The sequence below is a fragment of the Schnuerera sp. genome, assembly GCF_035459645.1.
Taxonomy (GTDB): domain Bacteria; phylum Bacillota; class Clostridia; order Tissierellales; family Tepidimicrobiaceae; genus Schnuerera.
Window position 1 is genome coordinate 1 of the sequence record NZ_DATHXO010000250.1, and the last position, 15,990, is coordinate 15,990.

The window sequence follows — 15,990 nt, forward strand, 5'->3', positions numbered from 1 at the left end:
ATGTGGGATTCAGTAGTAGAAGAAATAAAAGGTGATGGAATAGTTGAATCTATGGTAGTTAAAAATGTTAAAACTGGGGAATTAACAGAAGTAGTTGCAGATGAAGAGGATGGAACCTTTGGCATATTTCCATTTATTGGGTTCATACCAGCTACAAAATTATTTAATGGTAAGATTACATTAAATAATGGGTATATAGAAACTGATGAAGATATGAAAACTAATATACCAGGAGTATTTGCTGCTGGAGATGTTAGAGTTAAATCCTTAAGGCAAGTTGTTACAGCTACTGCTGATGGTGCAATTGCAGCAGTTCAAGCTGAAAAATATATTAATGAAGTATTTGATGTTTAAAAAATAATTATAGGAGGGATACTTATGTTAGAGTTAGATAGAAAAAATTTTGAAGAAGAAGTTCAAAAAGCAGAAGGTTATGTTTTAGTTGACTATTGGGGACCAACTTGTGAACCATGCAAAGCATTGATGCCACATGTTCATGAATTAGCAGAGAAATATGGTGATAAAATCAAGTTTTGTTCACTAGACATTACTAAAGCTAGAAGATTAGCTATAAAACAAAAGGTAATGGGATTACCAGCTATTATCATCTATAAAGATGGCGAAGAAGTAGAAAGATTAGCTGAATCTGAAGCAACAGCATCAGCTGTAGAAGAAATGGTTAAAAAATATGCTTAATTGATTTTAATTCTAGCTTTTAGCTAGAGTTAGAATATATATATGTTCTAAAATAAGGGGAGGTGAACTATATGCGTCTTGAATTAGGCCATGTGCTTATTAATGACGTTCAATTTGGTGAAGAAACCAAAATTGATAGTGGGGTGCTTTATGTTAATAAAGAAGAATTAATTGCTTTAATCAAAGAAGATGAGCACCTAAAAGAAGTAGACGTAGAAATTGCAAAACCTGGTGAAAGCGTAAGAATTACTCCTGTAAAGGATGTAGTTGAACCAAGAGTTAAAGTAGAGGGACCAGGAGGTATTTTCCCAGGAGTTTTATCTAAGGTTGATGTTGTAGGTAGCGGTAAAACTAATGTACTAAAAGGTTGTGCAGTAGTTACTACAGGTAAAATTGTAGGTTTCCAAGAAGGGATTATCGATATGTCAGGTCCCGGAGCAGATTATACTCCATTTTCTAAATTAAACAATTTAGTATTAATCTGTGAACCTATAGATGAACTAAAACAACATGACCATGAAAGAGCTGTAAGATTTGCAGGATTTAAAGCTGCTCAATATTTAGCTGAAGCAGCAAGAGAATTAAAACCTGATAAGGTAGAAACATATGAAACTTTACCATTACTTGAAAGCATAGAAAAACATTCAGATCTACCAAAGGTAGCATATGTTCAAATGCTTCAATCTCAAGGGTTACTTCATGATACTTATGTATATGGAGTAGACGCAAAACAAATAGTTCCTACATTAATGTATCCTACAGAAATAATGGATGGAGCTATAATAAGCGGTAACTGTGTATCAGCTTGTGATAAAAATACAACTTATCATCATTTGAACAATCCAGTAGTTGAGGATTTATATGCTAAACACGGAAAGGAAATTAATTTCCTTGGAGTTATAATAACTAATGAAAACGTGTATTTAGCAGATAAAGAAAGATCATCAAACTGGACTGCTAAATTAGCAGAATATCTTGGATTAGATGGAGTTGTTATATCTCAAGAAGGTTTTGGAAACCCAGATACCGATTTGATTATGAATTGTAAAAAAATAGAACAAAAAGGTATAAAAACAGTTATTATTACTGACGAATATGCTGGTAGGGATGGAGCAAGTCAATCATTAGCTGATGCAGACCCACTAGCTGATGCAGTTGTAACTGGAGGAAATGCCAATGAGGTTATAGAATTACCTCCAATGGACAAAATAATAGGACATAAACAATTTGTTGATATTATAGCTGGAGGTTTTGATGGTAGTCTTAAAGAAGATGGAACCATAATAGTAGAGCTTCAAGCCATAATAGTAGAGCTTCAAGCTATAACAGGCGCTACAAACGAATTAGGATTTAATAAAATGTCCGCAAAAGGATTCTAGAGATAAAAAGTAAAATACAATACAAAAAATAAAACATTTTGAGAAAGGATGTGTGATGATGTCGTTATTTGATGCTAACAAGAAAGTTATCATAATTGGCGATAGAGATGGTATACCAGGACCAGCTATGGAAGAATGTGTTAAAACTACAGACGCAGAAGTAGTATTTTCATCTACTGAGTGTTTTGTCTGAACTGCTGCAGGAGCAATGGACTTAGAAAATCAAAAGAGGGTTAAAGATTTAACTGAAAAATACGGTGCAGAAAACATGATCGTATTAATAGGTGGAGCAGAAGCTGAAGCAGCTGGATTAGCAGCTGAAACAGTTACAGCTGGAGACCCAACTTTTGCAGGTCCATTAGCAGGAGTCCAGTTAGGACTTAGAGTTTATCATGCAGTTGAACCAGAGTTCAAAGAATCAGTTGATTCAGGTGTATATGATGAACAAATAGGTATGATGGAAATGGTTCTAGATGTTGATGAAATAGTTGAAGAAGTTAAAGGTATAAGAGAAGAATACGGTAAATTTAACGATTAATTCCCAACAAAAAAAAGGAGAGGGGGGAAACTAATGGGGAAAATTAAAGTTGTCCATTATATAAATCAATTCTTCGCTGGTATAGGTGGAGAAGAGAAAGCTGATCATAAACCAGAAGTTAGAGAAGAAATTATAGGGCCAGGTATGGCTTTGAATGCAGGATTTAAGGGTGAAGCTGAAATAGTTGCAACTGTTATTTGTGGTGATAGCTATTTTGGTGAAAATATGGAAGAAGCAAAAGCTGAAATACTAGAAATGGTCAAAAAATACAACCCAGATTTATTTGTAGCAGGACCAGCATTTAATGCAGGTAGATACGGTGTTGCTTGCGGTACAATTACTGATGCGGTACAAAATGAATTAGGGATTCCATCTTTAACTGGAATGTATATTGAAAACCCTGGAGCAGACATGTTTAAGAAGAATGTCTATATAGTTTCTACTAAAAACAGTGCTGCAGGTATGAGAGATGCAGTTAAGAAGATGGTACCATTAGCCTTAAAAATTGCAAAAGGTGAAGATATAGGTTCCCCAGAGGAAGAACACTATATACCAAGAGGCATTAGAAAGAATTTCTTCACTGAAAAAAGAGGGTCAGAAAGAGCAGTTGATATGCTACTTAAAAAACTTGAAGGTGAAGAATTTGTTACTGAATTCCCAATGCCAGATTTTGATAGAGTAGATCCAAATCCAGCAGTTAAGGATATGACAAAAGCTACAATAGCTATAGTAACATCTGGTGGTGCAGTTCCAAAAGGAAACCCAGATCATATTGAATCTTCATCTGCTTCTAAATATGGTAAATACGATATAGAAGGTATAGATGATCTAAATCCTGAAAATGGTGAGACAGCTCATGGTGGATATGACCCAGTATATGCCAATGAAGATTTAGATAGAGTTATACCGGTTGACGTTTTACGAGATTTAGAAAAAGAAGGCAAGATAGGTAAACTTCATAGATACTATTATAGTACTGTAGGTAATGGTACAGCTGTAGCAAGTGCTAAAGCTTTTGCTGAAGAAATTGGAAAAGAATTAGTAGCTGATGGTGTAGATGCAGTTATATTAACTTCTACCTGAGGCACTTGTACACGTTGCGGTGCAACAATGGTAAAAGAAATTGAACGTGCAGGATTACCTGTAGTTCATATGTGTACAGTAGTACCAATTTCATTAACAGTAGGTGCTAATAGAATTGTTCCAACAGTTGCCATACCTCATCCATTAGGAGATCCAAAATTAGATCCTAAAGATGAAAAGGCTTTAAGAAGAAAACTAGTAGAAAAAGCATTGGCAGCTTTAACAACAGAAGTCGAAGATCAAACTGTATTTGAAGATTAATATAAAACTTAAAATGGGTGATATTATATCACCCATTTTAAGACTAAATATAAATTAATTGACACAACAAACGGAGGTGTAGATATGAATTATCCTGTAGTAAAAGGGGCTGGCTATATTTTAGTCCATGCTGAAGATATGGTTATCCATAATGGAACAACCCAATCTACGGAAAGAGTAATAAACCCTGATTCAGAATATCTAAAAAAGTTACCAAACCATTTACGTAGCTTTGATGAAGCAGTAAATTATCTACCAAATCAAGTTTATATAGGGAATTATAAACCAGAAGATTTAAAAAAACAAGAACAACCTTGGTATAAAGATTCACTAAAGGATGCAAGTAGATTTGGTAAGTTTGGAGAAATGATGCCAGAAGATGAATTTATTGGACTTATTAAAATTGTAGACGTATTCGACTTAGTTAAATTAACTCAAGAATTTACTGAAGGAGTAAAAACCAAGTTAGAATCTCATCCTTTGTTTAAAGAAAGAGAAGATTTAATTTCTAGACTTAAAACTGGAGAAGATTTAGCTGATATTGAGAAATTAATAGATGAACAAGGTGCAGAAGCACTTATAACTGGTGGTAAGGTTATAGGATGCATAAAAAGAGCCCATGATGTTGATAGCAACTTAACTGCCCATGTATTATTTGAAAACCTTGTATCTAAAGCTTCAGGAGTTTTAGCTGGATTGAATCTTGTTGCTAAAAATGATATAAATCCTGATGATGTAGACTATGTAATAGAATGTTCAGAAGAAGCATGTGGAGATATGAATCAAAGAGGTGGAGGAAACTTTGCAAAAGCCATTGCTGAAATGGTTGGATTTAAAAATGCAACTGGTTCTGATACTAGAGGTTTCTGTGCAGCGCCAACTCATGCTCTAATAGTTGCAGCTTCTTTAGTTAAATCAGGAGCTTTTAAGAATGTAGTAGTATTGGCTGGAGGTTCAACAGCTAAACTTGGTATGAATGGTAAAAATCACGTTGAAAAGGATATGCCAATTCTTGAAGATGTAATTGGAGGATTTGCAGTTTTAATATCTGAAAATGATGGTGTTAACCCAATACTAAGAACCGATTTAATAGGAAGACATACAGTAGGGACAGGTTCTTCACCACAGGCGGTAATGAGTGCATTAGTAACAACTCCATTAGAAAAAGGAGATTTAAAGATTACTGATATAGATAAATATTCAGTAGAAATGCAAAATCCAGATGTAACAAAACCAGCTGGAGCTGGAGATGTACCAACTGCAAACTATAAGATGATTGGTGCATTAGGTGTAATGAGAAAAGATCTTGAAAGATCACAAATTAACGATTTCATCCAAGAACATGGTATGGATGGATGGGCACCAACTCAAGGTCATATTCCATCAGGAGTACCTTATTTAGGATTTGCTAGAGAAGATGTGTTAGAAGGCAAAGTAAATAGGGCTATGATTGTAGGGAAAGGTAGTTTATTCTTAGGAAGAATGACAAACTTATTTGACGGAGTATCAATTGTAGTAGAAAAGAATCCAGGGAAAGAAGATGAGGAAAAAGGTGTATCAGAAGAAGAAGTTAGAAAACTTGTAGCTGAAGCTATGAGAGATTTTGCTTCTCATCTACTTCAGGATTAGAGGTGATAAAATGGCAGAAAAAAATGTTAAAAATATGATTGGTAAGGTTTTTTCCGACATAGCTGATGCAGTTGAAACTGGTCAATTCGGAGAAAAAGTTAAAGTAGGTTTAACTACTTTAGGTAGCGAACATGGTGTTGAGAATTTAGTTAAAGGTGCTGAAATGGCACAAGAAAAAGATTCTTCTATAGAAGTAGTATTAATTGGACCAAAAGTTGATTCTAAGTTGACTCAGGTAATCGCTGAATCAGAAGAAGAAGGCTATAAAAAGATGGAAGAATTGCTAGATAATGGTGAAATAGGCGCTTGTGTAACAATGCATTATAGTTTTCCTATAGGTGTTTCAACAGTAGGAAGAGTTGTAACTCCTGGAAAAGGTAGAGAAATGATTATAGCTACTACTACAGGGACTTCATCTCCTCATAGAGTTGAAGCCATGGTCAAAAATGGAATTAGTGGTATTATAACTGCAAAGGCCATGGGAATTGAAAATCCAACTGTTGGAATATTAAATGTAGATGGAGCAAGACAGGTAGAGAGAGCTTTTAATGAATTGAATAGTAATGGATATAAGATTAATCTTACTGAATCCATGAGAGCAGATGGCGGTAGTGTTATGAGAGGTAATGACTTACTTGCCGGAGTACCAGATGTAATGGTGACGGATACATTGACAGGAAATATACTAATGAAAGTATTTTCATCTTATACAACTGGTGGAAGTTATGAATCCTTAGGGTATGGATATGGACCAGGAATTGGAGAAGATTATGATAGATTAGTATTAATTCTTTCGAGAGCTTCTGGAATTCCCGTTGTTGCTAATGCTATAAGTTATGGTGCTAGTTTAGTAAAAGGTAATGTTAAAGAAATAGCAAAAGCTGAATTTGAAAAAGCAAATAAAGCAGGTCTTAAGGATCTATTAAAAGGATTAACAAAAGATACTAAAAAATCAGAAGATGACGATGAAGAAGTTGTAGCACCACCATCTGAAACAGTAACTGGTACCATTTCAGGCATAGATATTATGGACTTAGAAGATGCAGTAAGGGTTCTATGGAAAGAAGGTATTTATGCTGAATCTGGAATGGGATGTACAGGACCGATTGTTATGGTCAATGAAGAGAAACTAACGAAATCTATAGAAATACTATCCAAAGCAGGATATGTAGCAGGAGATTCCGACCCTTGTTAAAACACTCCAAGACTCCAAGGAAGCTTGGAGTGTTTTTTTATCTTGTTTTATTGTGGACTTTTTACATTGATAAAAGACATATTGTATTATATAATATTTATGTTAATACCTTTCCAAAAATATCTAATTTTTTAAAATGGAGAATATATATATAAGTTATTCAGAATATCTTATATATATATGGGTATTTGTATTAATAGCTATAACAAAATAAGAAAGGGGAGTTTAAATTGAAGAGAAGATTGTTAGCATTAATGCTAATAGGTATTTTGGTTTTTGCTGTTGTGGGATGTTCACAATCCGAAACACCAGATGAACCAGAAGAACCAACGGAAGTAGATGAGTCAGAAGGTGCAGATGAGACACCAGAAGAAGAACCATTGAAAATTGCAATGGTTACTGATGAAGGTGGAGTGCATGACCAATCCTTTAACCAATCAGCTTGGGAAGGCTTAGAGAAAGCTGAAAAGGATTTAGGAGTAAAAGTTGACTATGTAGAATCACAACAAGACGCAGACTTTGCACCAAACTTTGAAACATTATTAGACGCAGATAATGATCTTATATGGGGTATAGGATTTAAATTGTCTGATGCTGTAATGGATGCAGCAGTAGCTAACCCAGATCAATTATATGCTATTGTTGATCACAGCTATGGAGACGATACTCCAGACAATGTAGTAGGAGTTATGTTTAAAGCTGAGCAACCATCCTTTTTAGTTGGATATATTGCAGGTAAAATGACTGAAACTAATAAAGTGGGCTTTGTTGGTGGTATAGCAGGAGATATTATCTGGGGATTTGATTATGGATTCCAAGCTGGGGTTCAATATGCAGCAAAAGAACTAGGCAAAGAAATCGAAGTTTTAAATCAATATGCTGAATCCTTTTCTGATGTTGCAAAAGGTAAAGCTATTGCAACACAAATGTATCAACAAGGAGCAGATATTGTATTCCATGCAGCAGGAGACGTTGGTGGTGGAGTTATAGAAGCAGCCAAAGAACAAGATAAATGGGCAATAGGTGTAGATAGAGATCAAAACTATCTTGCGCCGGACCATGTATTAACATCAGCTATGAAACGTGTAGATGTTGGCGTTTATAACGTAGTTAAAGCTTTACAAGAGGGCAATTTCCCAGCTGGTGAAACTATCACTTACGGTCTTGCAGATGGTGGAGCAGTAGATATTGCACCAACATCAGATATGCATGTACCAGAAGACATACTTAATGAAGTGGAAGAATTGAAACAATTGATTATAGACGAGGAAATCGATGTACCATTCAACGAAGAAACTTATGAAGAATACATGGATAACCTATAAAAAACAATAGTAAAGCATAAATTAAGCAGCTCAGAAGAAGTCTGAGCTGCTTAAAACTAGAATAGATAGGAGGGGCCCTATTGAAAAACATAGACTTCCATAACAAAGTTATAGAAATGAAGAATATTACTAAGAAGTTTGGAGATTTTGTTGCAAACGAAAACATAGATCTAATAGTCCATAAAGGTGAGATCCATGCGTTATTAGGAGAAAATGGGGCTGGAAAAACTACATTGATGAATGTTTTGTATGGTTTGTATGAACCGACTGATGGAGAGATTTTCATCAATGGAAAAAAAGTAGAAATAACAAATCCAAATGTGGCTATTAAGAATGGTATAGGTATGGTTCATCAACATTTTATGTTGGTAGATAAATTTACAGTAGTGGAAAATATAATATTAGGTATGGAGTCAACAAATAATTTTGGAGTTATAGATATTGATAAGGCTACAAAAGAAGTAAAAGAATTATCTAAAAAATATGGTCTTCATGTAGAACCAGATGCAAAAATTGAAGACATATCTGTAGGAATGCAGCAAAGAGTAGAAATTCTTAAGGCTTTATACAGAGGGGCAGATATACTTATATTAGATGAACCTACAGCAGTATTAACCCCACAAGAAATAGAAGAGATAATTCAAATTATGAAAAATTTAACTGAACAAGGAAAAACCATTATAATAATAACCCATAAATTGAAAGAAATAAAACAATCAGCGGATTACTGTACTATTATTAGAAGAGGTAAAAAAATTGATACAGTAAAAGTAGATGAAGTAACAGAAGAAGAATTGGCTTCTATGATGGTTGGAAGAGAGATTAGTTTTAAAGTAGATAAAAAAGAAGCAGAAGTTGGAGAAACTGTACTAGAGATTGAAAATTTAATTGTGAAAGATAATAGAAAATTAAACACAGTGAAAGGTTTTTCGTTAAAGTTACATAAAGGTGAAATATTGGGTATAGCTGGAATAGATGGCAATGGACAGTCAGAATTAATAGAAGCTTTAACGGGTTTAAGAAATATTGAAAGCGGGAAAGTTTCATTACGTGGTAAGGATATAACAAATTTGTCTCCGAAAGAAATTATGGAAAATGGTATGAGCCATATTCCAGAGGACAGACAAAAACGAGGTTTAGTCTTAGATTTTACTGTAGCGGAAAATATGATATTAGAAAATTACCATAAGGAACCTTTTTCTCAAAAAGGTAGGTTAAATCATAAAAATATTAGTAAATTTGCTGTTGAATTAATAGACAAGTTTGATGTTAGACCAAAGAATGATAAACAAATTGCAGGAGATTTATCTGGTGGAAATCAGCAAAAAGTAATATTAGCAAGGGAGATTACCAATGACCCAGAAGTTTTATTAGCCGTTCAACCAACTAGAGGATTAGATGTTGGAGCTATAGAATATGTTCATAAATATCTAGTTGACCAAAGAGATAGAGGGAAAGCAGTTTTATTAGTATCTTTTGAATTAGATGAAATAATGAATTTGTCAGATAGAATAGCAGTAATATATGATGGAAAAGTTGTTGAGATAATGAATCAAGAAGAAGCAGATGAAAAAACTATAGGATATTTAATGGCTGGAGGAGGTGCAATTGATGAAGCAGAATAAATTTATTGTAACAGTTATATCCATAGTATTAGGACTGATAGTAGGTGGACTTGCACTATTAATTGCAGGATTTAATCCAATAGAAGCCTATGGAATAATGTTTAGAGGAGTTTTTAGCAATCCTAAGTATATTTCTTGGACTATAATAAGATCCACACCTCTTATATTAACAGGAATATCCGTTGCTTTTGCATTTAAAACTGGACTTTTTAATATTGGTGCAGAAGGACAATTTATTATTGGTAGCTTAGTAGCAACGCTTGTAGGGTATTTTTTCCATCTACCTCCAATTATTCATCCAATAGTAGCTATATTGGCAGGAGCTCTAGCAGCAGCCATATGGGGTGGAATAGCAGGGTTATTAAAATCCAAGTTTGGTATTAACGAAGTTATTACTACAATAATGTTAAATTGGACAGCTCTGTATTTTAGTAATTTTGTTGTGTTTTGGGAACCTTTTAAAAGGCTTAATAGAGACGCTTCAGAGAGAATATTAGATAGTGCCAGTACTCAAATTCTTGGTCAATGGAAAACTTCTGAAGCTGGAAGAGCTTTTTTAAATAATAATAGTTTCCTTAAAGATCTTTTAAATCCTCCTGTGAACTTTGGATTTATAATTGCCATATTTATTGCAATTTTAGTTTGGTATATATTGAAAAATACCACATTAGGATATCAATTAAGAGCAGTAGGATATAATAGAGATGCAGCAGAATATGGTGGTATAAACATTAATAGAAATGTAATAGTTTCTATGATGATTGCAGGAGCTATATCAGGTATTGCTGGTGCTACTCAAGTACTGGGTGTATCAAAAGAAACAGCTGTATTAGCAACTATGGAAGGATATGGGTTTGACGGTATTGCAGTTGCCCTAATAGCTTCAAATAATCCAATAGCCTGTATACCAGCAGCGTTATTATTTGGAGGATTGAAATATGGTGGCAGTAAGTTACAGCCAACTATAGGAGCGCCGATAGAAGTTATAAATATAACTATTGGAGTTATAGTGATGTTTATAGCAATGCCTAAACTTATTCAAATGTTTACTTCCATGAAAGAAAGAAAGAGAGGTGTTAAAGTTGAGGATTCTAAGTGATTTAGGAGTAATAATAGGTATAACTTTAATGTATTCAGCACCTTTAATGTACACCTCTTTAGGTGGAGTATTATCTGAGAACTCAGGAGTTGTAAATATTGGCTTAGAAGGCATGATGACAATAGGGGCCTTTGCAGGAGCTGCTGTAGCATATTTTACACAGAATCCTTGGTTAGGGTTTTTAGCAGCTGGGTTAGCAGGTGGATTACTGGCACTTCTTCATGCTATTGCATGTGTAACCTTTACAGCTGACCATGTGGTTTCAGGTATAGCAATAAACTTTATAGGGCCAGGTCTTTCAATATTTTTGACTAAGATGTTTTTTGACGGTGCAGCTATGACTTTGCCTTTAGACTTAGATCATAAAATACCTAGACCATTAAATGGAATTTTTTCATCTATTTCAGTTTCAAATCCTATATTAAAAGAGATTGTAGACTTTTTAAATTCAATATTTAATCAATATGCAACTGTATATATAGCTTTTATTTTAGTTTTATTAGTTTGGTTTTTATTATATAAAACTAAACTTGGGTTAAGAATTCGTTCTGTAGGAGAACATCCAAGAGCAGCAGAAACTTTAGGTGTAAATGTATATAAAATAAAATATTTAGCTGTAATTTTATCAGGTGTATTTGCTGGTTTTGGAGGAGCAGCTATGAGTATAGCGGTAATATCCAACTATAGGGCTGCCTTAATATCAGGTCAAGGTTTTATAGCTTTAGCAGCTATGATATTTGGTAAATGGAGACCGCAAGGAGCTATGTGGGGTTGTTTATTATTTGGAGCAGCTCAAGGACTAGTGGTTTATCTAGGTAGCACTAGTTTAGAAATATCTTCACAATTATTAGCCATGTTGCCTTATATTATTACCTTGGTTATACTAATGGGATTTGTTGGAGAAGCAAGAGGTCCAGCAGCCAATGGTATACCGTATGAGAAAAATTAATATATTTTATAAAAACCAGTGACTTAATTTGTCATTGGTTTTAGTTTTTGAGATAATCCTATATTGAAGGGTATTTTATTCTATGCAAAAGGAATTTGTATATATTTAGTTTTTGATATATCATATAGATAAGATAATTAAAAGAATTTTCCAAAAATTATGAAGCGTAAAAAATGTAAAATTTTATCGTAAAATAAATGTTTTTGTACTTCATCAAAGATTTTGGTATAATAATATTAATAGAATAATAAGAATTTATTAATATTATTAATAATAGTGGGAGTGAGCTTTATGAAATTGGGTTATAATCTAGCTCTTGAACAAGTCCAAAAATTAATTATGACACCAGAACTAAGACAAGCTATACAATTACTCCAATTTAATAGTCAAGAACTTAATGAATATTTAAAACAGCAAATAGAAGAAAATCCTTTGCTTGATCCAGTAAATACGGTGGAAGAATATGAAAATATCGATGATTATAGCAACGAAAGGGAAGAAATCGATTGGAAGGAATATATTGGGAAATATGATGACTTTAGCTACAGACCTCAGAAGGATAAAAACACTAAGGAATATAATTATGAGAATTTTATTAGCTGTTCACCAACTTTAAAAGAAAATCTATTGTTACAATTAAATGTATCTCAGCTTAATTATGAAGATAAAGAAATAGGCGAGGTTTTAATTGAAAACATAGACGAAAATGGCTACCTGACAACGGATATAAACCAAATAGCAATGGACACAAAGGTTAAAGTTGCTAAGCTTGAAAACGTTTTATCTACTATTCAAACCTTTGAACCTATAGGAGTAGGGGCTAGAAATCTAAAAGAATGCTTATTAATTCAGTTAAGGGCAGACAGATTAGAATACCCATATATAGAATTAGTAATAAAAGATTATTTAGAAGATATAGCTCATAATAGACTATCAAAAATATCAAAAGAATTAGATATAAATTTAAAAGAAGTTCAGAATATATGTGATTATATAAAAACATTAGAACCAAAACCAGGAAGATGTTTCAATGGAGGTTCAGATCAAGTAAAATATATTACCCCAGATGTAACTATTGAATATATAGATGGAGAATATATAATAATTTTAAATGATGTAACTGGACCTAGATTAAATATAAACAATTTTTATAAGGAAATGATTAGAAAAGGAAATGATCCTAAAGCAACGGAATTTCTTTCTGAAAAGTTGAATTCGGCAATGTGGGTTATTAGAAGTATTGAGCAAAGACGAGCTACAATTTATAATGTAGTAGAATCTATACTAAAATTCCAGAGAGATTTTTTTGATAGAGGGGAGAGAGGTTTAAAACCTTTAACCCTAAAAGAAGTAGCTGAAGATATTGACATGCATGAATCCACTGTTAGTAGAGCCACAAATGGAAAATACGTACAAACTCCCAGAGGATTATTTGAGCTTAAATATTTTTTCTCCAGTGGTCTTACTACAAATAAAGGAGATATATCATCTACAAGCATTAAAGCGATGATAAAAGATATAATAGAGGAAGAAAATTCGAAAAAACCATATAGCGATCAAAAAATTTCTGTTATTTTGAAAAATAAAGGTATAAGTATATCAAGGAGAACAGTTGCTAAATATAGAGATGAATTAGAAATTCCTTCGTCTTCTATGAGAAAGAGATATTGATTGCCCATTATTTTGGTGGGCTTTTTTTATTTCTGGTTTTTGCTTGAAAAGATGCACTATATAGTCTATAATAAAGTTGTATGGATGCTAAGCAATATTTTTTTGCAGGGGGCGGGACAAAAAATACATAATAGGGACAAAATTAGTCCCCATAGATTATTAGTCATTCCTTTTTCGTATACTAATAAATGATTTGGCTTACAAGGGGTGTTTACATGAATTTAATTGAAGTCCAAAAAAAAATAATCCCAGAAATATTAGATATGTTAGAAATAAGATATAATATTCTAAGAAATATTTACTATAATCAACCTATTGGCAGAAGAGGACTTTCACAAAAATTAAATATGGGAGAAAGAACTATTAGGACTGAGGTGAATATTTTAAAAGAACGAGGATTATTGAATATTGAAAGTATGGGTATGTATGTAACAGAAGATGGAAAAAGGATAATTAAAGATTTAAAAGGTGTAATGAGAGAATTTAAAGGTATCTCCAACTTAGAAAGAAGATTGAAACAGGTATTGAATGTAGAAAATATCATCATAGTTCCAGGGAATTCCGATGACGATAGTTTAGCATTGAAGGATATGGGAAAAACTACTTCTATATATTTAAAAAAGGTAATTTCAAAGAACTCTATAATAGGAGTAACAGGTGGTACGACTATGGCACAAATTGCAGAAGAAATGCCTTTAGGGAAAATTGCAGATAATATTTTAGTAACCCCTGCAAGAGGAGGTTTAGGAAGAGATGTAGAAACCCAATCTAATAATATTGCTGCAAAATTAGCAAAAAAACTGGAAGCTAGTTATAGGTTACTTCATATACCAGATAATATTGATAAAATTACTTTAGAAGCTGTTCTAAAGATTCCAGAAGTAAAAGAAGTTATAGAGTTAATAGATAGTATGAATATATTAATCTTTGGAATAGGAAGAGCAGATACTATGGCTAGAAGAAGGCAATTACCTATAAGTCAAATTAAAAGATTAACAGAAGAAGGAGCAGTAGGAGAAGCATTTGGACATTATTTTGATATTAAAGGAAATGATATATGGAAGTCTATTACAGTAGGTTTGACATTGGATGGTTTCCAGAAAATCGATAAAGCAATAGGAGTTGCTGGTGGAGAAAATAAAGCAGAGGCTATTATGGCAGTGGCTTCTTTAAGGAAAGATATTACTATAATAACCGATGAGGGAGCAGCAAAAAAAATAATTAAAATAGCTAATAAAGCTACAATGTAGCTTAAAATATAAATTAAATTTTAAGGAGGAATACTCATGACAATGAAAGTTGGATTAAGTGGATTTGGAAGAATAGGAAGGGATTTTTTAAGAATTTATGCAGAAGAAAATATAACTGATTTTGAAATAGTAGCATTAAATGCATCAGGAGATTTAAACACTTTAGCACATTTATTTAAATATGATTCTCTATATGGAAAGTTCAATGGAACAATAGAAGTAATAGAGGATGGATTTGTTATTAATGACAAGAAGATTAAAGTTGTAGCTCACAGGGATCCAGCAGAAATTCCATGGAAAGAACTAGGAGTAGATTTAGTAGTAGATTCAACAGGAGCTTTTAGAGATAGAGAAGGACTACAAAAACATATTGATTCTGGAGCTAAGAAAGTAATCGTTACTGCACCAGCTAAAAATGAAGATGTTACCATAGTAATGGGAGTAAATGATGAAGACTATGATCCAGCAAATCATAATATAATTTCTAATGCGTCTTGTACTACCAATTGTCTTGCACCAGCTGCAAAAGTTATTTTAGATGAATTTGGAGTTAAAAAAGGTTTAATGACTACAATTCATGCCTATACTAATGACCAGCAAATATTGGATAAAAGGCATAAAGATTTAAGAAGAGCAAGAGCAGCAGCAGAGTCTATGATTCCTACAACAACTGGTGCGGCAAAAGCTGCAGCTTTAGTATTACCAGAATTAAAAGGAAAATTAAATGGATTTGCTATAAGAGTACCTATACCTACAGTTTCAATAGTAGATGTAACTTTTGAAGTTGAAAAAGCTACAACTGTAGAAGAAGTAAATGCAGCATTAAAGAAAGCAGCCGAAGGAAAAATGAAAGGAATTCTTGGATATTCAGAAGAACCTTTAGTATCTAGAGATTATCAAGGAGACCCACATTCTTCAACAATTGATGCGCTGTCAACTATGGTAATAGATAATATGGTGAAAGTAGTTGCATGGTATGATAATGAATGGGGATATTCAGCAAGGGTAGTAGACCTTGTTAAGTTAGTAGCAAATAAATAATAATGGAATTGACTCTTCACTAGCGTTCGGGATGACAATTTCAAACTAACAATATTATTTTAAGTACTTTAATGTCATTCTGAGCGCAGCGAAGAATTTTATTTTTAAAATTTGTTTCATTGTTTAATATAAATAACAATTTTTCCAAGAGGTGATACTATGTTAGAGAAAAAGACATTGGAAGATTTACAAGTAGAAGGGAAAAGAGTATTAGTTAGATGTGACTTTAATGTGCCTATGGATGAAAAT

Annotated in this window: 15 protein-coding genes; all 15 read left to right on the top strand. The window is 33.0% G+C overall.

Going from position 1 to position 15,990, the window contains the following annotated elements; translation table 11 throughout:
* On the top strand, nucleotides 1-354 hold a 354-nt coding region (locus VK998_RS05895; RefSeq protein WP_325226520.1), incomplete at its 5' end, for an NAD(P)/FAD-dependent oxidoreductase.
* Nucleotides 355-378: 24 nt separating this feature from the next.
* The gene (trxA, locus tag VK998_RS05900) at nucleotides 379-696 is read left to right on the top strand and encodes a thioredoxin TrxA (protein ID WP_325226522.1); all 318 of its coding nucleotides are present in this window, start codon (nucleotides 379-381) and stop codon (nucleotides 694-696) included.
* 71 nt (nucleotides 697-767) lie between these two features.
* Nucleotides 768-2,075: a glycine/sarcosine/betaine reductase component B subunit gene (locus tag VK998_RS05905; protein WP_325226524.1), complete on the top strand. Its 1,308-nt coding sequence runs from the start codon at nucleotides 768-770 to the stop codon at nucleotides 2,073-2,075.
* A gap of 58 nt (nucleotides 2,076-2,133) precedes the next feature.
* Entirely contained in the window at nucleotides 2,134-2,613 is a 480-nt protein-coding gene (gene grdA, locus VK998_RS05910; protein ID WP_325226525.1) for a glycine/sarcosine/betaine reductase complex selenoprotein A, read from the top strand.
* A 33-nt stretch (nucleotides 2,614-2,646) separates the two neighbouring features.
* Nucleotides 2,647-3,957, top strand: coding sequence for a glycine reductase complex selenoprotein B (gene grdB / locus VK998_RS05915; RefSeq protein ID WP_325226527.1), 1,311 nt, complete (start codon nucleotides 2,647-2,649; stop codon nucleotides 3,955-3,957).
* Nucleotides 3,958-4,041: 84 nt separating this feature from the next.
* Nucleotides 4,042-5,586, top strand: a complete 1,545-nt coding sequence (grdC, locus tag VK998_RS05920; RefSeq protein ID WP_325226529.1) for a glycine/sarcosine/betaine reductase complex component C subunit beta — start codon at nucleotides 4,042-4,044, stop codon at nucleotides 5,584-5,586.
* A gap of 10 nt (nucleotides 5,587-5,596) precedes the next feature.
* Complete coding sequence (gene grdD / locus VK998_RS05925) at nucleotides 5,597-6,781, top strand: glycine/sarcosine/betaine reductase complex component C subunit alpha (protein ID WP_325226530.1); 1,185 nt, start codon at nucleotides 5,597-5,599, stop codon at nucleotides 6,779-6,781.
* Nucleotides 6,782-7,011: 230 nt separating this feature from the next.
* Nucleotides 7,012-8,106: a BMP family lipoprotein gene (locus tag VK998_RS05930; protein ID WP_325226531.1), complete on the top strand. Its 1,095-nt coding sequence runs from the start codon at nucleotides 7,012-7,014 to the stop codon at nucleotides 8,104-8,106.
* A gap of 116 nt (nucleotides 8,107-8,222) precedes the next feature.
* Entirely contained in the window at nucleotides 8,223-9,731 is a 1,509-nt protein-coding gene (locus VK998_RS05935; RefSeq protein WP_325226540.1) for an ABC transporter ATP-binding protein, read from the top strand.
* Complete coding sequence (locus VK998_RS05940; RefSeq protein ID WP_325226533.1) at nucleotides 9,718-10,830, top strand: ABC transporter permease; 1,113 nt, start codon at nucleotides 9,718-9,720, stop codon at nucleotides 10,828-10,830. Before VK998_RS05935 ends, VK998_RS05940 begins: the two co-directional genes overlap by 14 nt.
* A gap of 28 nt (nucleotides 10,831-10,858) precedes the next feature.
* Nucleotides 10,859-11,779 carry an ABC transporter permease gene (locus VK998_RS05945; protein WP_325226541.1) on the top strand — a complete coding sequence of 307 codons (921 nt, stop codon included), beginning with the start codon at nucleotides 10,859-10,861 and terminating at the stop codon, nucleotides 11,777-11,779.
* Nucleotides 11,780-12,070: 291 nt separating this feature from the next.
* Nucleotides 12,071-13,450, top strand: a complete 1,380-nt coding sequence (rpoN, locus tag VK998_RS05950) for an RNA polymerase factor sigma-54 (protein ID WP_325226535.1) — start codon at nucleotides 12,071-12,073, stop codon at nucleotides 13,448-13,450.
* 215 nt (nucleotides 13,451-13,665) lie between these two features.
* On the top strand, nucleotides 13,666-14,700 hold the full coding sequence (locus VK998_RS05955) for a sugar-binding transcriptional regulator (protein ID WP_325226536.1): 1,035 nt from the start codon (nucleotides 13,666-13,668) through the stop codon (nucleotides 14,698-14,700).
* Between the two features lie 36 nt (nucleotides 14,701-14,736).
* Nucleotides 14,737-15,741: a type I glyceraldehyde-3-phosphate dehydrogenase gene (gene gap / locus VK998_RS05960; RefSeq protein WP_325226538.1), complete on the top strand. Its 1,005-nt coding sequence runs from the start codon at nucleotides 14,737-14,739 to the stop codon at nucleotides 15,739-15,741.
* Nucleotides 15,742-15,900: 159 nt separating this feature from the next.
* Nucleotides 15,901-15,990: phosphoglycerate kinase (pgk, locus tag VK998_RS05965; protein ID WP_325226543.1), on the top strand; the 90-nt coding region annotated here is incomplete at its 3' end.

Excerpts from the sequence above, each read along its gene's own strand:
- trxA (WP_325226522.1), top strand. The coding sequence starts at position 379 with ATGTTAGAGTTAGATAGAAAAAATTTTGAAGAAGAAGTTCAAAAAGCA.
- VK998_RS05905 (WP_325226524.1), top strand. The coding sequence starts at position 768 with ATGCGTCTTGAATTAGGCCATGTGCTTATTAATGACGTTCAATTTGGT.
- grdC (WP_325226529.1), top strand. The coding sequence starts at position 4,042 with ATGAATTATCCTGTAGTAAAAGGGGCTGGCTATATTTTAGTCCATGCT.
- grdD (WP_325226530.1), top strand. The coding sequence starts at position 5,597 with ATGGCAGAAAAAAATGTTAAAAATATGATTGGTAAGGTTTTTTCCGAC.
- VK998_RS05935 (WP_325226540.1), top strand. The coding sequence starts at position 8,223 with ATGAAGAATATTACTAAGAAGTTTGGAGATTTTGTTGCAAACGAAAAC.
- VK998_RS05940 (WP_325226533.1), top strand. The coding sequence starts at position 9,718 with ATGAAGCAGAATAAATTTATTGTAACAGTTATATCCATAGTATTAGGA.
- VK998_RS05945 (WP_325226541.1), top strand. The coding sequence starts at position 10,859 with ATGTATTCAGCACCTTTAATGTACACCTCTTTAGGTGGAGTATTATCT.
- rpoN (WP_325226535.1), top strand. The coding sequence starts at position 12,071 with ATGAAATTGGGTTATAATCTAGCTCTTGAACAAGTCCAAAAATTAATT.
- VK998_RS05955 (WP_325226536.1), top strand. The coding sequence starts at position 13,666 with ATGAATTTAATTGAAGTCCAAAAAAAAATAATCCCAGAAATATTAGAT.
- gap (WP_325226538.1), top strand. The coding sequence starts at position 14,737 with ATGACAATGAAAGTTGGATTAAGTGGATTTGGAAGAATAGGAAGGGAT.